Origin of the sequence: Pseudomonas sp. 31 R 17 (assembly GCF_900004915.1) — a bacterium.
GTDB classification, from domain to species: Bacteria; Pseudomonadota; Gammaproteobacteria; order Pseudomonadales; family Pseudomonadaceae; genus Aquipseudomonas; species Aquipseudomonas orientalis_A.
Genome location: NZ_CVTN01000081.1, coordinates 1 through 17,208, shown reverse-complemented (window position 1 = coordinate 17,208; position 17,208 = coordinate 1). Strand labels below are relative to the sequence as shown.

General features: G+C 60.9%; 18 protein-coding genes. 2 read left to right on the top strand and 16 right to left on the bottom strand.

The window, feature by feature from the left end:
• Position 1 precedes the first annotated feature (1 nt).
• The 11 genes from BFP89_RS23160 to BFP89_RS23110 form a co-directional block, all read right to left on the bottom strand.
• Positions 2-343: a ribonuclease E inhibitor RraB gene (locus BFP89_RS23160; protein WP_057721151.1), complete on the bottom strand. Its 342-nt coding sequence runs from the start codon at positions 341-343 to the stop codon at positions 2-4.
• A 217-nt stretch (positions 344-560) separates the two neighbouring features.
• Positions 561-821: a hypothetical protein gene (locus tag BFP89_RS23155; RefSeq protein WP_065887803.1), complete on the bottom strand. Its 261-nt coding sequence runs from the start codon at positions 819-821 to the stop codon at positions 561-563.
• A 79-nt stretch (positions 822-900) separates the two neighbouring features.
• Entirely contained in the window at positions 901-1,506 is a 606-nt protein-coding gene (locus tag BFP89_RS23150) for an START domain-containing protein (RefSeq protein ID WP_065887802.1), read from the bottom strand.
• Between the two features lie 41 nt (positions 1,507-1,547).
• Entirely contained in the window at positions 1,548-1,802 is a 255-nt protein-coding gene (locus BFP89_RS23145; protein WP_065887801.1) for a YkgJ family cysteine cluster protein, read from the bottom strand.
• Between the two features lie 160 nt (positions 1,803-1,962).
• Positions 1,963-2,454, bottom strand: coding sequence for a translation initiation factor 2 (locus BFP89_RS23140; RefSeq protein ID WP_065887800.1), 492 nt, complete (start codon positions 2,452-2,454; stop codon positions 1,963-1,965).
• A gap of 94 nt (positions 2,455-2,548) precedes the next feature.
• Complete coding sequence (locus BFP89_RS23135) at positions 2,549-3,988, bottom strand: aminotransferase-like domain-containing protein (protein WP_065887799.1); 1,440 nt, start codon at positions 3,986-3,988, stop codon at positions 2,549-2,551.
• A 738-nt stretch (positions 3,989-4,726) separates the two neighbouring features.
• The gene (locus BFP89_RS23130; protein WP_065887798.1) at positions 4,727-5,530 is read right to left on the bottom strand and encodes an OmpA family protein; all 804 of its coding nucleotides are present in this window, start codon (positions 5,528-5,530) and stop codon (positions 4,727-4,729) included.
• Entirely contained in the window at positions 5,527-5,889 is a 363-nt protein-coding gene (locus BFP89_RS23125; RefSeq protein WP_083208133.1) for a DUF4398 domain-containing protein, read from the bottom strand. Before BFP89_RS23125 ends, BFP89_RS23130 begins: the two co-directional genes overlap by 4 nt.
• A gap of 9 nt (positions 5,890-5,898) precedes the next feature.
• Entirely contained in the window at positions 5,899-6,714 is an 816-nt protein-coding gene (locus BFP89_RS23120; RefSeq protein WP_065887797.1) for a substrate-binding periplasmic protein, read from the bottom strand.
• A 72-nt stretch (positions 6,715-6,786) separates the two neighbouring features.
• Complete coding sequence (locus BFP89_RS23115; RefSeq protein ID WP_065887796.1) at positions 6,787-7,716, bottom strand: electron transfer flavoprotein subunit alpha/FixB family protein; 930 nt, start codon at positions 7,714-7,716, stop codon at positions 6,787-6,789.
• 2 nt (positions 7,717-7,718) lie between these two features.
• Positions 7,719-8,468 (bottom strand): electron transfer flavoprotein subunit beta/FixA family protein, encoded by a 750-nt coding sequence (locus tag BFP89_RS23110; RefSeq protein WP_024076934.1) that lies wholly within the window; start codon positions 8,466-8,468, stop codon positions 7,719-7,721.
• Between the two features lie 506 nt (positions 8,469-8,974).
• On the opposite strand from BFP89_RS23110, the gene BFP89_RS23105 reads away from it, so the two are divergent.
• Complete coding sequence (locus BFP89_RS23105) at positions 8,975-10,639, top strand: electron transfer flavoprotein-ubiquinone oxidoreductase (RefSeq protein WP_065887795.1); 1,665 nt, start codon at positions 8,975-8,977, stop codon at positions 10,637-10,639.
• A gap of 122 nt (positions 10,640-10,761) precedes the next feature.
• Here the strand turns inward: BFP89_RS23105 and BFP89_RS23100 are convergent, their stop codons facing one another.
• Complete coding sequence (locus tag BFP89_RS23100; protein WP_065887794.1) at positions 10,762-11,655, bottom strand: AraC family transcriptional regulator; 894 nt, start codon at positions 11,653-11,655, stop codon at positions 10,762-10,764.
• A 181-nt stretch (positions 11,656-11,836) separates the two neighbouring features.
• Here BFP89_RS23100 and BFP89_RS23095 point away from each other — a divergent pair, with 181 nt between their 5' ends.
• On the top strand, positions 11,837-12,889 hold the full coding sequence (locus tag BFP89_RS23095) for an NAD(P)-dependent alcohol dehydrogenase (protein ID WP_065887924.1): 1,053 nt from the start codon (positions 11,837-11,839) through the stop codon (positions 12,887-12,889).
• On the opposite strand, the gene BFP89_RS23090 is transcribed toward BFP89_RS23095, so the two are convergent.
• From BFP89_RS23090 to BFP89_RS23075, 4 genes are all read right to left on the bottom strand, one after another.
• The gene (locus BFP89_RS23090) at positions 12,890-13,693 is read right to left on the bottom strand and encodes an IclR family transcriptional regulator (protein WP_065887793.1); all 804 of its coding nucleotides are present in this window, start codon (positions 13,691-13,693) and stop codon (positions 12,890-12,892) included.
• A gap of 125 nt (positions 13,694-13,818) precedes the next feature.
• On the bottom strand, positions 13,819-14,784 hold the full coding sequence (gene araH, locus BFP89_RS23085; RefSeq protein WP_065887792.1) for an L-arabinose ABC transporter permease AraH: 966 nt from the start codon (positions 14,782-14,784) through the stop codon (positions 13,819-13,821).
• 19 nt (positions 14,785-14,803) lie between these two features.
• The gene (gene araG / locus BFP89_RS23080) at positions 14,804-16,303 is read right to left on the bottom strand and encodes an L-arabinose ABC transporter ATP-binding protein AraG (protein WP_065887791.1); all 1,500 of its coding nucleotides are present in this window, start codon (positions 16,301-16,303) and stop codon (positions 14,804-14,806) included.
• The coding region (locus BFP89_RS23075; protein WP_065887777.1) for a substrate-binding domain-containing protein at positions 16,300-17,208 on the bottom strand (909 nt) is incomplete at its 5' end. The genes araG and BFP89_RS23075, both read right to left, overlap by 4 nt.

Here is a 17,208-nt window from a genome sequence, read left to right as displayed (position 1 = left end):
GCTACATGGGTAACCCACGCACCTCCTGCTTGACGCCCCAGCCTTCGATGATCCCGCCAAGCGGCTCTACCACTGCCTCAAAGTCCTGCTCGAAGTCTCCTATACCGTCGTAGGTTGCAGACATGATTTTGCTCAACTCCAGGTACCAGGCACCATCGTCGCGTGCGCTGACCTGGGCGTTCAGCGATTCTCCACGAAATCGACCCGCAGCCCTGCGCGCCCGTTCTTCATCAGGAAAAATGGCGTAGAACTCGATGGGGTGAAAGCGTGAGAAGTCGAAGCCGCCTTCTTTCATGCGGCGCAGAACGTTGGTGCTGATGTCTTCTTGATAGGCTGTGCTCATGAAACGTCCTCCTCAGACTGATGGATAGACTTTCCGTGCTTCCTGAAGCTGAAGCCCGCGCGCTACTGGCGCGGGTACCACGGCAATGACCACCGCAGGAAAACAAGCATGTAGCTGACAAGACCAGACCTGAGCGATTGATTCGCTGATCTCGATTGCAGAGTAGCGCGAAGCTACCACCTGCACCAGAGGCGCAAAGATGGCATGCAGGGAATATTCAGGCGGCGGGTTCGACCCTGAGGTCTTTGATACCATTTTGGTCGTGCAAGCTCTTGACCGTAGGATCGGGAACACGATCGGCAAGATCGTTGAGGTCCAGCTTTTCCAATACCGGCGACACGCGTATGCGCACCATCTGTGCGGCCTCTTCCAGCGTCGGCTCATGATCGCAGTCAAATTGCTCGACTACCGGCTCACCACGGTCATTGATGAAAGAAATGTTCCACTTCGGCATCGGTGCCTCCTCGATAAAACCCATGTGTGGGCTCACATCTATCTGGACCTTGAGGGCTCACCAAACGTTCCACTCAAGGCAGGAGGCACAGGATTCGCCGCGCTTACTTCTCGGCGCGTTCCTTCAGGGCTTTCAAGGTGTTGAACGGTGCGTCCACCACAAACTTGTTGGCCAGCCACGACGGCACGCTGCCGCCCGGCTCGGTGTGCACCTGGTAGGTCACTTCGGTCTCGTTGGCGCCTTTGGGCACCAGTGTCCAGGCACCTTGCACCTGGGCGACCCGCACATAGCCTTTTTCTTCAGGCTTGTAGGTCGGCACACCCTCCAGTTTGCGGGTGACGGTACCGTCAGCGGACCGGGTGGTGGTGACATGGATGTACGAATCACGGTCCGTCACCGGGAACGGCGCCTTGAACTGGGTGTAGGTCCAGGCCTCATCGCCTTTCTTGTCGACGAGCTTTTGCGATTTGCACTCATGAATCCACTTGCAGGCGCCCGCTACGTCCTCCTGCAGCGCAACGATCTTCGCCACTGGCGCCTTGATCACGGTCACCCCGCGATAGGCCTTGTACTTGGAACCGGCCACTTCGCTCAGGGACACTTTGATCCCGTCGTCGTCCTTGGCCACTTGCCAGTCCTCGGCCTGGGCAGCACCGGCGAACATCATTGTAAAACCACAGACCACAGCCATTCGTTTCAGCGAACCCATCGATGTATTCCTTATTGTTGAAGTTCCGATAGTAAAGCCCATCAAGCCGCCGTCATCTGCTCCCACCAGCCGATCAAGCGGATCGCATCGGCCTGGTCGTTGCCGCAGACGTCGATATCTGCCTTGAAATCGCTGCACACTGCCGGTCGCTCCGGTTGACCGAACAACTGGCACAGTTGTTCGATTGACAAGTGCAGGCAGCGAACGCCCGCAGGTTTGCCCTGGGGCATTCCCGGCAGCGGCGAACTGATGGAGGGGGCGATGCAGCAAGCGCCACAGCCTTCACGGCATTTCATGACCAGCAGGTCCTCGACGACTCAATGGGATGGCCGGGCTAGAGTACGCCCTTAAACAGCCGTTTTAAAATGGTCCTACAGGGGTTTTTCGCACAAAACAAAGATGACTGACCAGTCTGCGACAGATGGTCAGGGCCGTGGGTCACCGATGATCGAACGTTTATCGCTTGAATTCGAAATCCAGCGCGGCACCTTCCACATCACGCCGCTCATCGTTACGCAATTGCAGCTTCATCTCGTTGCTGAGCAAGCGGCCATTGATCTGGAATGCGCTGTTGTCGGAAGGTTTTTCACTGAACATTGGCGGCAACAACGGCACGCTCTTGGGCTTGGGCATGGTGCCGATGGGTTGCAATAGCCTGACCATGTTCGATGGCAACGACAGGTCCAACTGTGCCGGTGGCAGTTTGGTCTGGGCGACTTCGCGAGCGGACTTGGACTTGCTCGCCACGGGCGCGCGCTTTTTTGACTTGGCGGTTTTTTTCTTCGTCTGCGGCGCTTTCTTTACCGGTGCCGGCTTTTGCCCGGCGGCGTCCTGCCCGGCGCTTGCGGTGGGCTGGGATTGCGTGACCGGCGATGCCGCCAGCGCAGTGCCAGCGTTGCACAGGCCTAACAAGCCAACTATCCAGACAACGCGAAAAATAGAGGTCATATCGCCAACAGCATTAACGGCAGAAGGCCATATGCTCGCTTGTTGTGCGGATTATGACAAGCATGGAGATCAATCCTGTCCCCTTTTACCCCCCTCAAATATTCGCCGCCGTCTCCTGGCACAACTGGCTGGCCAGCATTCCCAGGGTCATCAGCGCACGCTCCGCTTCGCGGTTCCACGGGGTACCGCAATTAAGCCGGATACAGTGGTTGAACTGTTCCGTATTACTGAAGATCAGCCCCGGTGCGATACTGATGCCCTGTTGCAGGGCGCGCACGTGCAGTTCCTGGGTATTGACCCTTCCTGGCAAACTGACCCACAAAATAAAGCCGCCGGTCGGGCGGGTCATCTGTGTGCCTTCCGGAAAATACTGCTGCACCGCCAGTTGAAAAGCGCTGAGGTTCTTGCGGTATTCCTGGCGGATGTAACGCAGGTGCCGGTCGTAACCGCCATTCTCCAGGTAAGCGGCAACGCCCATCTGTGTGACGCTGCACGCCGAGTGGGTGCTGAACATCTGCAGACGCTGGATTTCCTGCTGGTACTTGCCGGCAATCATCCAGCCGATGCGCACACCGGGGGACAAGGTCTTGGAAAAACTCGAGCAATAGATGACCCGGTCAAGACGGTCATAGGCTTTCAGGGCCTTGGTGCGACCCAGTTCGAACATCAGCTCGCCGTAGATATCGTCCTCGACGATCTGGATATCGAAATCCGAGGCCAGGCGCAGTAACTGTTTCTGCCGCTCTTCGGGCATGGTCCCGCCCAGGGGATTGCTCAAGCGCGTGGTCAGCACCAACGCCTTGATGGACCACTGGTTGGCGGCCAGTTGCAGGGCCTCAAGGCTCATGCCGGTGGCCGGGTCACTGGGGATCTCGATAACCTTGAGGCCCAGCAGGTCGGCCAGTTGCAGCAAACCGTAATAGGTGGGTGACTCGGCGGCGATCAGATCGCCGGGGCGCGTCAGCACGCGCAGGGACATCTGCAACGCGTCGACGCAGCCGTGGGTGATCACCACTTCGGAGGGGTCCACCACCACGCCGGCATCGCGCATGCGAATCGCCACCTGGCGGCGCAGCGGTTCAAAGCCCGGGCTGAACATGTAGCTGAACGCGCGCGGGCTCTGGAAGCGGGTGACCTTGGCCAGTTGCTGGTGCAACGCCCGGACCGGCAGGTAATCCACACTCGGCACCGCCGCGCCCAGGGGGAATACGCCTTCGCGGCGCGACTCGACCAACACTTGCTGGATGATGCTGCTGCGGGTGACCAACCCCGGACGTTCAACCCGTGCGATATCCGGCGTCGGCGCCGTGAGTGCCGGTGTCTGGTGCACGTAATAACCCGATTGCGGCCGCGCCCTGATCAGCCCCTGGTCTTCCAGGTTGGCATAGGCCTGCAGCACCGTGGCATGGCTCACATTGAGCTGGGAGCTCATCTTGCGCACCGAAGGCACGCGCTCCCCCGGCTGGTAGACACCCCGCCGGATGTCCTCAGCCAATTGCTGGGCAATACGTTGGTAGAGCAACAGATTGGTCATGACGCAGCACTCGATTTCACGGGTATTTTATTTTTGTGTGAAACATACCGGCACAGTTTAGAAGTGTACGGGGACAGTTGCCACAATAGTCGAGCACGGGCCGCAGTGACAGAAAAAACTGTAAGGGTGTACGCCTAATGAAATGTGGGAGGGGGCTTGCCCCCGATGAGCATAGGTATCTACACAGCTTTGATATGACACCGACATGTGGCGAGGGAGCTAGCACCGATGGCGGCCTCTGGGCCGACCAGGATGTTGGTGTCGATCCCGGTCCAAATGTGGGAGGGGGCTTGCCCCCGATGGCGGCCTTAGGGCCGACCAGGATGTTGGATCAGACCGAGTACATATCCATTATTTAGGTCACGGCCACTTAGGGTTCCGCTTTTACAGCGGCTCACTTTTGAAAAGCGCAAAAGTAAGCAAAACGCTCTTGCCCCACCACTCGGCACCTCGCTCAGGCTCGGTGTGCCCTCTCTCCGGCTTGAATCCGTGGGCCGCCGCAATGGGCCATCCATGGCCCATTGCGGCTAACCCGGCGTCCTGCCGGGTTACCCACGGATTCAAGCCTGCGTTCGGCCAGCGTGGTTTGACGGGGCGCCTGAGATCAAGATCAAAAGCAGATCAAGATCAAGAGCGACTCGCTTCGCATCGTGGTTACGGTTGGGCGCTGCTGAGTTGTGTAGATACCTATGGTATCGGGGGCAAGCCCCCTCCCACATTTTGATCCGGGCCTGGTTCTTAGCGAGCGGCGCCCAGTTGGCCTTTTTCGTCGGAGAACACAATTTCCACCCGGCGGTTCTGCGCACGGCCACGCTCGGAGGCATTGGCCTCCACCGGGTACTTGTCGCCATACCCCTCAACCTGAATGCGTTTTTCGTCGATGCCCAGGTCAACCAGCACATCTGCCACCGACTGGGCACGGTCACGGGACAGGTTCAGGTTGTCGCGTTCGCCCCCGGTATCATCGGTGTAGCCCTCGATGCGCACCTTGCGCCTGGGGTTCAGTTGCAGGAACTGCACGACCTTCAACACCGTACGGTTGGCCGAATTCTGCAACTCGGCTTCGCCGGTATCGAACAACACATCGCCCAGGGTCATCACCAGGCCGCGCTCGGTCTGGGTGGTCAGGCTGGCGATTTGCTGTTCGACCCACTTGCCCTGCTGCTGCACGCTGGCCAACTTGCTTTCACGCAAGGCCAATTGCAGGCGCTGGCGTTCCAGCTCGAGTTTGGCAAGGCGCTCGGCGTTCAGCCCCTGCTCGGTGTGTTCCCGGGCGATGGCACTGTAGCGTTGGCTCAGGTAGGCGTAATGCACCACGTCGGCGCCGCTGCCCCAGTAGCTGGAGAGGCGATCGGCACGCGCCAGGGACTCCCCGGCGCGGATCACATCCTTGGGCGCGAAGCGCAATACATTGGCGTCTTCCTTGACCGACTGAAAGTCATTGCCGGCCTGTTGCAACGCCTGCTCGCTACTGGGCTGGCTGGCACATCCGCCCAGCACCGCGCTGCTCAGCAGTAACGCCACACTCACACCGCGGATCATTGGGCTTCTCCCAGCTGCAACTGCTTGCGCAGGCGCGCGATGCGCGTGTTGACCACGTTCAATTGTTCCTGGCTCTTGCCGGTCAGCACTTTGGCCTCGGCAAGACGCGCATCCAGTTCAGCCTGTTCGGCGCGCATGCGGGCGTGTTTGTAGGACTGGTCGGCCATGTTGCCCTGGGCTCTGGCAAATTTTTCTTCGGCCAGTTTCAGCTCGGGCGATTCATCGGTATTGGCGCCCACTGCGTTGGCTTGCTCCAGGGCTTGCTGGGTCAGGCGCATTTGTTCAATCGGCGCGGGATCGGTGGCACATCCCGCCAGGGCGACAACGGCCAGGGCCGCGAAAAGAGGTCGAAGAGTCACTGAAAATCCCTACTTTGTTGGGGTACCGACGGGTTGTTGCAATTGCGCCTTCCAGCGTTCGAGATTGCGCTGCAACGCGGGTTCCGCGGCACCGGACGCGGGCAATTCTGTCATCTTTTTGGCCAGCTGTCCGCGCAGCCACGGATCATTGCAGGCCGAATTGTGGGAGATGGCCAGGTACAGGCCGGGCTGGTCGATCGGTACTTCGCGCGCGACCAGGTCATTGCTCATGCCCAGGGTCTGGGCCATGGCCATGCCGGAATAGCGGCTGGCGAGCACATAGTCCACCTCCCCCAGCAACAGTTTCTGGAAGGCTGGCGTCAGGCTGGGCAGACGCTGCAAGGTCAACTGCTCACCGGCAAAGGCATCAAACCCGGCACTCAGGCGAGCGCGCTCCGAGGCGGCGCCCTTATGGCCGTGCAAGTCGGCAGCGGTGGTGTAGACCAGGGGCGAGTCCTTGCGTGTCCACACCAGGTAATCGATCTGCATCAACGCCGGGTGGATGTAGTCGAGGTTTTCCAGCTCGCCGAGGTTCAACGGCGCATCGGCGAGGATATCCATGCGCCCGCTGCGCACTTCCTCCAGGGCCATGGAGCGCTTGCCGCCGTAAAGCAGGTCGATTTTCAGGCCCAGGTCCGTGGCTACTTGTTGCAGCACATCGGCGGTGGCGCCGATCAGGTGAGTCGGGTCCTGCGGGTCGCGCCACAGCAACGGCGGTGCATCCGGGCTGCCGGTAATGACCAGGCGCTCGCACTTGCCGGCCGCCGGCGACAAGGTCGGCAGCAGCGTAAGGCCCAGCAGCGGGATCAGGGAACGCAGTTGCATGGCGAGGTGCTCCTACACGTCAAAAAAAAGCCCGGTCACAAGACCGGGCTCTTTATAAGTGAAGCGACTGGATTAGACCAGCTTCTCCAACTCGGGAACGGCTTCGAACAAGTCCGCCACCAGGCCATAATCGGCCACCTGGAAGATCGGTGCTTCTTCGTCCTTGTTGATCGCAACGATCACCTTGGAGTCTTTCATACCGGCCAGATGCTGGATCGCGCCGGAGATACCGACCGCGATATACAGCTGCGGCGCAACGATCTTGCCGGTCTGGCCGACCTGCATGTCGTTGGGTACGAAGCCTGCGTCAACGGCTGCGCGGGACGCGCCGACCGCTGCTCCCAGCTTGTCGGCCAGGGCGTACAGGTGCTTGAAGTTATCACCGTTCTGCATGCCACGCCCGCCGGAAACGACGATCTTGGCAGCGGTCAGCTCCGGGCGATCCGACTTGGCCAGCTCTTCGCCGACAAAGCTGGAAGTGCCAGCGTCATGGGCAGCAGCGACGGCTTCAACGGCAGCCGAACCGCCTTCAGCGGCAACCGGGTCGAAACCGGTGGCGCGCACGGTGATGACCTTGACCGCAGCGTTGGACTGCACGGTAGCGATGGCGTTACCGGCATAGATCGGGCGCTTGAAGGTGTCGGCGCTTTCGACCGCGATGATCTCGGAGATCTGGTCAACGTCCAGCTGCGCGGCAACGCGTGGCAGGATGTTTTTGCCGTTGGAAGTGGCGGCAGCGAGGATGTGGCTGTAGCCGGCGCCCAGCTCTGCAACCAGCGGCGCAACGTTTTCCGGCAACTGGTGCGCGTAAGCAGCGTTGTCGGCGTTGAGCACTTTGCTCACACCGGCGATTTTCGCGGCGGCTTCAGCCACCGGGCCAGCGCCCTGACCGGCTACCAGGACGTGGATGTCGCCACCGATTTTAGCGGCAGCGGCCACGGTGTTCAGGGTGGCCGGGGCCAGCACCTTGTTATCGTGTTCGGCGATTACGAGGATAGTCATGTTCAGATCACCTTCGCTTCGTTTTTCAGTTTCTCGACCAGTTCAGCCACCGACTTGACCTTGATGCCGGCGCTGCGTGCAGCCGGCGCTTCGACTTTGACGGTCTTGTTGGTGGAGGCGGTGGAAACGCCCAAAGCGTCCGGAGTCAGCACTTCAAGCGGCTTCTTCTTGGCTTTCATGATGTTTGGCAGGGACGCATAACGCGGCTCGTTCAAACGCAGGTCGGTGGTGACGATGGCCGGCAGTTTCAGGGAAACCGTCTGCGCGCCGCCGTCGATCTCACGGGTGACCGCAACGCTGTCGCCGCTCACTTCCACTTTGGACGCGAAGGTGCCCTGGCCGTAACCGGTCAGTGCAGCCAGCATCTGGCCGGTCTGGTTGTTGTCGCTGTCGATGGCTTGTTTGCCAAGGATCACCAGTTGCGGCTGTTCCTTGTCGACAACGGCCTTGAGCAGCTTGGCCACGGCCAGGGAGGTCAGCTCTTCGGCGGACTCGACCAGGATGGCGCGGTCGGCGCCCAGCGCCAGGGCGGTACGCAATTGCTCCTGGGCAGTGGTGGGGCCGATGGAAACCACGACGATCTCGGTCGCCACGCCTTTCTCTTTCAGGCGTACGGCTTCTTCCACGGCGATTTCACAGAATGGGTTCATCGACATCTTGACGTTAGCAAGGTCGACGCCGGAATTGTCCGCCTTGACGCGAACTTTCACGTTGTAATCGACAACGCGTTTGACAGCTACAAGAACCTTCATGGATTCCTCGTTACTCTCCGGTGAAAAGAAAGTCGCCTAGGCGAACCTGGCGGTTGATGCTCATCGGCACACAAGGGCACCTCCAAAAACCTCGGCGGATGACCTTGCTCACGGGAAGTGATGACCGTTCGTCAGGGGTGACTGAGAGGTCATTCTTTATCGCAGCATGTAAACTGCGCGCCAGTGTCCGGGCACGCGTCACCTGTCTTGCTTTTGGACGTGCTCTTGAAACCTGCAGTCTGCCTACGGTCAGCGCAAAACCGACCGTATATTGACCGGAACGCCTATTCTGGTCAATACGGCAAAATGGTCAGTCATAAGCCGCGTTGCTTTGATTTACCTAGCCTGCGGGCAATTCAAACAAACGTTTGTATTGGACGCTGCCAGTGGTGTAGATATAATGCGCCACCTAGAGAGAAAGGTGAGTCGTGCCGTTGCCGCATGACACTACCGAACCTCCACCCATTAGAAAAAAAGCCTGTTGAGCCTTGAGTAGGAGATAGCCTGTGGAACGCGAATACATGGAATTCGACGTGGTCATCGTCGGCGCCGGCCCGGCGGGCCTGTCCGCCGCCTGCCGACTGAAGCAGAAGGCCGCCGAAGCCGGTAAGGAAATCAGCGTCTGCGTGGTCGAGAAAGGCTCCGAAGTGGGCGCACACATCCTCTCCGGTGCCGTGTTCGAACCACGCGCCCTGAACGAACTGTTCCCGGACTGGAAAGCACTCGGCGCCCCGCTCAACACGCCGGTGGTGCGTGACGACATCTATGTACTGCGCAGCAGCGATACCTCCACCCGGGTTCCCGACTTCTTTGTGCCCAAGACCATGCACAACGAAGGCAACTATATTATTTCCCTGGGCAATCTGTGCCGCTGGCTGGCCCAGCAGGCCGAGAACCTGGGCGTGGAAATCTACCCAGGCTTCGCCGCCCAGGAAGCGCTGTTCGATGAAAACGGCGTGGTGCGCGGCATCATCACCGGTGACCTGGGCGTGGACCGCGAAGGCAAGCCCAAAGAAGGCCTGTATACCCCGGGCATGGAGCTGCGCGGCAAGTACACCCTGTTCGCCGAAGGCTGCCGCGGGCATATCGGCAAGCAACTGATCCAGCGCTTCAACCTGGACAGCGACGCCGATGCCCAGCACTACGGCATCGGCCTCAAGGAAATCTGGGAAATCGATCCGGCCAAACATCAGCCGGGCCTGGTGGTGCACACCGCCGGCTGGCCGCTGGACATCATGGGTAACGAGAACACCGGTGGCTCGTTCCTGTATCACCTGGAAAACAACCAGGTGGTGGTCGGCCTGATTGTCGACCTGTCCTACAGCAACACCTTCCTGTCGCCGTTCGATGAGTTCCAGCGCCTCAAGCATCACCCGGTGCTGGCCCAATACCTGGAAGGCGGCAAGCGCGTCAGCTATGGCGCCCGCGCGATCTGCAAAGGCGGCCTGAACTCGCTGCCCAAGATGGTCTTCAAGGGTGGCGCGCTGATCGGTTGCGACCTCGGCACCCTGAACTTCGCCAAGATCAAGGGCAGCCACACCGCGATGAAGTCCGGCATGCTCGCCGCCGACGCGGTAGCCGACCGCCTGTTTGCCGAATCCGAAGGCGGTGACGAACTGACCGCGTATGTCGACGGTTTCAAAGCCAGCTGGTTGTACGAAGAACTGTTCGCCAGCCGCAATTTCGGCCCGGCGGTGCACAAATTCGGCGCCATCGTCGGCGGCGGCTTCAACTGGCTCGACCAGAACATTTTTGGCGGCAAAATTCCTTTCACCCTGCACGACGCCAAGCCGGACTACGCCTGCCTCAAGCTGGCCAAGGACAGCAAGAAGATCACCTACCCCAAACCCGACGGCAAGCTGAGCTTCGACAAGCTGAGCTCGGTGTTCATCTCCGGCACCAACCACGAAGAAGAACAGCCGTGCCACCTCAAGCTCAAAGACCCGAGCATCCCGATCGGCACCAACCTGCCGCTCTACGATGAACCGGCGCAGCGTTACTGCCCGGCCGGCGTGTATGAGGTGGTGACTAAAGAAGACGGCGAAAAGCGCTTCCAGATCAACGCCCAGAACTGCGTGCACTGCAAGACCTGTGACATCAAGGACCCTTCGCAGAACATCACCTGGGTGACCCCGGAAGGTGCGGGTGGGCCGACTTACCCGAATATGTAAATCAAATGTGGGAGGGGGCTTTCCCCCCGATGGCAGTGTGTCAGTCAGCCTGTCTGTGGCTGACCCACCGCTATCGGGGGCAAGCCCCCTCCCACATTTTGACGCCAGAGTGTCGGCAAGATTCAGGCGGCCCGTTCTTCGCCGGGGTTACGCAGGAAGTAGCGTTTATACTCGCGACTGAACTGCGACGTACTCTGATACCCCACGCCATGCGCCGCCTGCGCCACGCTCACCCCCTCCACCAGCAGCAGTTGCTGGGCCTTCAATAGCCGCAGGCGCTTGAGATACTGCACCGGCGATAACAAGGTGCAGCGCTTGAAGTGTTCGTGGAAGGTCGACGCACTCATGTGCGCAAAACCGGCCAGCGTCTCGATATTCAGCGGTTCGGCGTAATGGGCATGCAGGTGGCTCAGGGACGTGGCAATCCGCGAAAACTGCCCTTGCTGTTCCACCAATGCACGTAACACATCGGCCTGTGGCCCACGCAACGCGGTGAACAATAATTCACGCACCCGCGCCGGCCCCATGATCCGGCTCTCCAGCGGATCGTGCAGGCACTGCAACAGGCGTTCGACGCATCCGCGCATGGCGTCATCGAGCACCACCGAACTCATCGACTCCAGGGTCTGCGCCGCCGGCGGTGGTCCGGCTTGCATGCCCATCGCCATGACCAACTCCCCCAGCACCACGCGATCAATGCCCACCGTCACGCCGAGCAAAGGCGCCCCGGGGGCCATGGCAAAGGTCTCGCACTCGAACGGCACCGGCATAGCCTGGATCAGGTAGTGCCCGGCGCCGTACTCCAGCGTACGCGGGCCCAGATAGGCGACCTTGCTGCCCTGAGCCACGAACATCAGGCTCGGCTCGTAGATCTGCGGCCCACGCGCCACGTCGCAACTGGCACGCAACACCTTTACGCCAGGCAAGTGAGTCGGCGAAAAACCGTCGCGGGAGGCAAGCCCCTCGATCAAGGAAACCAGGGTGGCGTTAGCGTCGAGATGGCGGGTCAACAGCATGGCAAAAAACTTCGCGAAAAAGGGATAAGAACATCATCGCAGGTCTGGCGCCACATGCATCCAAACAAGGGGCACTGTCGGACGAATAGGCATGAGACTCGGAGCAATCGCCATGGCCGCACGCAAGGTCGGTGAGGAAAATGGCCCGCCTCACTTTTCAATGCATTTGCGAGGTTTCCTCATGTACACAGCGATCGGTTACGCCGCCCAGTCGGCCACCACTCCCCTCGCCCCCATGTCGTTTGAACGCCGCAGCCCGCGCGCCGATGACGTGGCCATCGAGATTCTTTACTGCGGCGTGTGCCACTCCGATATCCACCAGGCGCGCAACGAATGGGGCATAGCGGTGTACCCGCTGATGCCCGGCCACGAAATCGTCGGCAAGGTCACTGCCGTCGGCGCCAGCGTCACCTCCCATAAAGTCGGCGACCTGGTGGGCGTGGGCTGCATGGTCGATTCGTGCCGCCACTGCGACGCCTGCAAATCGGATCTGGAGCAATACTGCCTCGAAGGCCCGACCATGACCTACGCCACCCCGGACCGCGTGGACGGCAGCAACACCATGGGCGGTTACTCCGACAGCATCGTGGTCAGCGAACACTTCGTGGTGAAGATCCCGGCCAAGCTCGACCTGGCCAGCGCGGCACCGATTCTCTGCGCGGGCATCACCACCTATTCGCCGCTCAAGCACTATGGCGTGAAGGCCGGTGACAAGGTCGGGATTCTCGGCATGGGCGGCCTGGGCCATATGGGTATCAAGTTCGCCAAGGCCATGGGCGCCGAAGTGACGCTGTTCACGCGCTCGGCGAGCAAGGCCGAAGAAGGCCGTCGCCAGGGTGCCGACCATGTGATCGTGTCCACCGATGCCGAACAGATGAAAGCCGCCGCCGGGCATTTCGACTTCCTGCTCGACACCATCCCGGTGCAGCATGACCTGAACCCCTACCTCGACGTGCTGCGCTTTGACGGCGTGCATATCCTGGTCGGCCTGATCGAGCCGGTGGACCCGCCCGTCAATGCCGCCAAACTGGTATTGGGCCGCAAAGTGCTGGCCGGCTCGTTGATCGGCGGCATTGCCGAAACCCAGGAAGTCCTGGATTTCTGCGCCGAGCATGGCATTACCTGCGACATCGAGATGCTCGACATCCGCCAGATCAACGAGGCCTACACCCGCATGATCGCCGGCGATGTGAAGTATCGCTTCGTCATCGACATGGCGACCCTGAAGGCCTGATCAGGCCTTCGCGCCCAGTTGTGCCGAGAGCCGGGCCGCGACCTGTTTGATCACAGGGATCAGCTCGGCCATTTTCTCCAGCGGCATGTAGGGCACGGTACTGGCGATGCTGATGCCGGCGACGATTCGCCGGCTGGCATCGCGCACCGGTGCCGCGACGCAACGGATCGACGGTTCGTTGTCTTCCAGATCGAACGCATAACCGCCCACCACGTATTCATGCATGCGCTGCTCGAACTGCGCCCAGGACTGCTCGGGGTGCTGCGGCCATTGCAGGTTCTTGCCCCCCGCCGGCAGGCTGACGTCGTACAGGCGCTGCCATTCCTCCACGCTGTCATCGAGCATCAACGCCTTGCCGATGCCGGTGCGCGCCAGCGGCATGCGATGGCCCACCCGCGAGCGCATTTCCGGACCGTTGCGGCCGGGGTTCTTGTGCAGGTAGAGCACCTCGTCGTATTCGCGAATCGCCAGGTGGATGGTGTCGCCGGTGAGGGCCGACAACTCGTCCAAATAGGGCACGGCCAGGTTTACCAGCGGCAGTTCTTCGCGCGCCTGGAACCCCAGTTCGATCAGCTTGGGCCCCAGCAGGTAACCGACTTGCGGTACCACCCGCAGGTAACGCTCATCCACCAGGCAACTGGCCAGGCGGTGGGTGGTGCTGCGGGTGGTACCGATACGGCGGGCGATCTCTTTCAGATCCCGCGCACCGGCCGCCACCGCCTGCACCACGCCCAGGCCACGCAGCAGGGTCTGGGTGCCGGTGGGGGCGGTGTCTTTGACGGGGGAGTGAGCGTTTTCCTGCATATCGGGCCTATTGGGAAGTACGAAAACGGCGCCATTATGGCAAAAGCTGCCCTTCTGAACACAGGGCATCCAATGTGGGAGGGGGCTTGCCCCCTCCCACATGTTGATCTTTATATGGCCTGGGATCAGCGTTGCTTCATGCGGTCGATGATGACGGCCAGCAACAGGATCGAACCGCGAATCACGTACTGGTAAAACGTGTCGATGTTCTTCAGGTTCATCGCGTTCTCGATGATCGCCAGGATCAACACCCCGGCAATCACATGGCGGATCATGCCGATACCACCGCTCAACGACACCCCGCCCAGCACGCACGCCGAGATCACCGTCAGCTCGAAACCCTGGCCGATCATCGGTTGGCCCGAGGTCATGCGCGAGGCGAGGATCACCCCGGCCAGTGCGCCGATCAGGCCGTGTACGGCAAAGATGATGATCTTGGTGCGATCAACGTTGACCCCCGCCAGCAGCGCCGCTTCCTGGTTACCGCCGATGGCCATGGTGTTGCGCCCATAGGTGGTGTAGTTGAGCAGCCAACCGAAGAACACAAAGCACAACACGGTAATGATGATCGGCACCGGCACGCCCATCAGTTGGCCGTTGCCGAACACGAAGAAGCCTTCATCCATCACCCCCACCGCCTTGCCGTTGGAGAAGATGTAGGCCAGGCCGCGCACGATCTGCATGGTCGCCAAGGTCGCGATCAGCGCGTTGATGCGCAGCTTGGCAATGACGATGCCGTTGATCAGCCCCACCACCAGGCCCATGGCCAGGGCCGCCGACACGCCGAGCATCACGCTGTCGGTGTCGCGGATCACGATGCCCGCCACCACGCCGGCGCAGGCGATCACCGAGCCCACCGACAAATCGAAGTGCCCCGACGCCAGGCAGAACAGCATGGTGCAGGCGGCGATGCCCACCGTGGAAATCGCCAGGCCCAGCCCGCGCATGTTCAGCGGCGAAAGGAAGTTGTCGATGAACAGCGCACTGAGCACGAAGATGCCCAAGGCGGCCAACAGCATCACCCAGTCGTCGAGAAACTTGCGTTGATTGAACCCTGGCCAGAAGCCTTTTGCCGTTTTTACCTGAGACATACCTGTGCCCTCTTGTTCTTCAAGCCCGCGTACGCGGAAGTGCCAATTGCAACAGTCGTGCTTCATCCGCCTGGTCGCGAGGGAGCTCGCCCGTGAGGGCGCCTTCGCTCATCACCAGAATGCGGTCGGAAATGCCCATGACCTCCATCAGGTCGCTGGACACCACGATCACCGCAATACCCTGGGCCGCGAGGTTGTGGATGATCTGATAGATCTCCGATTTGGCGCCGATATCGATACCGCGCGTGGGCTCGTCCAGCAGCAGCACCTTCATCGGCATCGACAGCCAGCGGCCGAGAATGGCCTTCTGCTGATTGCCTCCGGACAGGTACATGATTTTCTGTTCGGCGCTGGGCGTCTTGACCTTCATCGCCTTGATTTGCCCGTCGGCGTTGCCCTTTTCCCAGCCATCACGCAGCAGCCAGCCGAACGCCGAATGCGCGCCACGGGCACTGATGTTGATGTTTTCAGCAACGCTGGACAGCGGAATGATGCCCTCCTTCTTGCGGTCTTCCGGACACAGCAGCACGCCGGCCGCGATGGCATCGCGGGGTGAACGCAATTGCAGCGGCTCACCGCACAACTCCAGGCTGCCGGCACTGGCGCGTTCCAGGCCGCTGAGCAGGCGGAACAGTTCCGTGCGCCCTGCCCCCACCAAGCCGAACAGGCCGAGGATTTCGCCTTTGCGCACGTTGAAACTGATCGGCTCGCGCAGGCCGGGGCCGAGCAGGCCGTCGACCTTCAGGGCCACTTCGCCGTGCTCGCGCGGGCGATAGTCGTAGATGTCCTGGATATCGCGGCCGACCATGCAGGTCACCAACTGATCGTGGCTCAGCGCGCTCATGTCCTCGAAGGTGCGCACGAAGCGCCCGTCCTTGAACACCGTCACCGCAGTGCAGATACGGAACACTTCTTCCATGCGGTGCGAGACATAGAGCACCACTTTGCCCTCATCGCGCAGGCGCGCAATGATCGCCATCAAGCGATCAATCTCACGCGCAGAGAGGCTGCTGGTCGGCTCATCGAAGGCAATCACGTGGGCGCCACGGGACAGCGCCTTGGCGATTTCCACCAATTGGCGCTGGCCCAGGGACAGGCGGCCGAGCTTTTCCTGGGGATCGATTTCATCGGCCAGGCCCTTGAGGCACGCCAGCGCCTGCTGGCGCAGCACGCTGCGGTTGACCACGCCAAAACGCGACGGCAGATGCCCGAGGAACAGGTTTTCGGCCACGGTCATTTCCGGCACTAGGTGCAGCTCCTGGTGGATCACCGCCACGCCGCTGGCAATGCTGTCGGCGGCGTTCTTGAAGGCCATGACCCGCTCGCCGATCTGCACCGTGCCGCTGCTGGGAATATAGGCGCCGCCGAGGATCTTCAGCAGCGTCGATTTACCCGCACCGTTCTCGCCCATCAGGGCGTGCACTTGCCCCGGGTGCGCGGTGAAGCTGATGCCATCGAGCGCCTTGACCCCAGGGAAGGTTTTGCCGATACCGTCAAAACGCAGGGCCGCAGCGGTCATTTCCACAGCCCGATCTTGGTCAGTTCTTCCTGGAAGTTGGCGCGGGTGATCAGGGTCACTTCGTCCATGGCGGTGTATTTGGCGGGCTCTTTACCGGTGGTGACCCACTCGTACATCGCCAGCGCGGTGTTGTAGCCCTCGATATGCGGGCTTGGCAGCATCGAGCCGAAGAAGCCGCTGTCGGCTTTCTTCAATTCGCCGATGGCGTCGGTGCCATTGATGCCGATGCCGATCACGTTGGCGGCCTTGAAGCCGGCGCTTTCAGTGGCACGTACGCCACCGAGCACGGTGTTGTCGTTCATGCCGCCGATGATCAGGTTTTTCGCGCCGCTGGGCAGCTTGACCAGGGCCGAGTTGGTGGCGTCCATGCTGCCGGGCACGTCGAGGGTTTTAAGCGCGGCGGTGAGGATGTGGTCCTTGGGAATGCCGGCTTCTTCCAGGGATTTGATCGAACCGTCGGTGCGTTTCTTGCCGGTGTCGAGTTCGTTGAAGGTGTTGATCACCGCGTAGGTGTCCTTCCAGTCCCAGCCGCGTTTTTTCGCTTCGGCGGCCATGGCGGCGCCCTGTTTCTGGCCCACTTCAAACGCGGCCATGCCCAGGTACGGCACGTCCTCCATGAAGTTGCCCTTGGCGTCGACGAAGCGGTCGTCCACGGCCATCACTTTGAGGCCGTTGACCTTGGCCTTGGCGACAATCGCCGGGCCGAGGGACACATCCGGCGGGCAGATCACAAAGCCCTTGGCGCCGTTGGCGGCCAGGCTGTCGATGGCCGACAGGGTTTTCTCGCCATCCGGCACGGCGATCTTGATCACGGTGAAACCGTGCTCCTTGCCGGCTTTTTCGGCGAAGGCCCATTCGGTCTGGAACCAGGGTTCTTCGGCCTGTTTGACCAGGAAGCCGATCTT

Excerpts from the sequence above, each read along its gene's own strand:
- BFP89_RS23160 (WP_057721151.1), bottom strand. The coding sequence starts at position 343 with ATGAGCACAGCCTATCAAGAAGACATCAGCACCAACGTTCTGCGCCGC.
- BFP89_RS23155 (WP_065887803.1), bottom strand. The coding sequence starts at position 821 with ATGGGTTTTATCGAGGAGGCACCGATGCCGAAGTGGAACATTTCTTTC.
- BFP89_RS23150 (WP_065887802.1), bottom strand. The coding sequence starts at position 1,506 with ATGGGTTCGCTGAAACGAATGGCTGTGGTCTGTGGTTTTACAATGATG.
- BFP89_RS23145 (WP_065887801.1), bottom strand. The coding sequence starts at position 1,802 with ATGAAATGCCGTGAAGGCTGTGGCGCTTGCTGCATCGCCCCCTCCATC.
- BFP89_RS23140 (WP_065887800.1), bottom strand. The coding sequence starts at position 2,454 with ATGACCTCTATTTTTCGCGTTGTCTGGATAGTTGGCTTGTTAGGCCTG.
- BFP89_RS23135 (WP_065887799.1), bottom strand. The coding sequence starts at position 3,988 with ATGACCAATCTGTTGCTCTACCAACGTATTGCCCAGCAATTGGCTGAG.
- BFP89_RS23130 (WP_065887798.1), bottom strand. The coding sequence starts at position 5,530 with ATGATCCGCGGTGTGAGTGTGGCGTTACTGCTGAGCAGCGCGGTGCTG.
- BFP89_RS23120 (WP_065887797.1), bottom strand. The coding sequence starts at position 6,714 with ATGCAACTGCGTTCCCTGATCCCGCTGCTGGGCCTTACGCTGCTGCCG.
- BFP89_RS23115 (WP_065887796.1), bottom strand. The coding sequence starts at position 7,716 with ATGACTATCCTCGTAATCGCCGAACACGATAACAAGGTGCTGGCCCCG.
- BFP89_RS23110 (WP_024076934.1), bottom strand. The coding sequence starts at position 8,468 with ATGAAGGTTCTTGTAGCTGTCAAACGCGTTGTCGATTACAACGTGAAA.
- BFP89_RS23100 (WP_065887794.1), bottom strand. The coding sequence starts at position 11,655 with ATGCTGTTGACCCGCCATCTCGACGCTAACGCCACCCTGGTTTCCTTG.
- BFP89_RS23095 (WP_065887924.1), top strand. The coding sequence starts at position 11,837 with ATGTACACAGCGATCGGTTACGCCGCCCAGTCGGCCACCACTCCCCTC.
- BFP89_RS23090 (WP_065887793.1), bottom strand. The coding sequence starts at position 13,693 with ATGCAGGAAAACGCTCACTCCCCCGTCAAAGACACCGCCCCCACCGGC.
- araH (WP_065887792.1), bottom strand. The coding sequence starts at position 14,784 with ATGTCTCAGGTAAAAACGGCAAAAGGCTTCTGGCCAGGGTTCAATCAA.
- araG (WP_065887791.1), bottom strand. The coding sequence starts at position 16,303 with ATGACCGCTGCGGCCCTGCGTTTTGACGGTATCGGCAAAACCTTCCCT.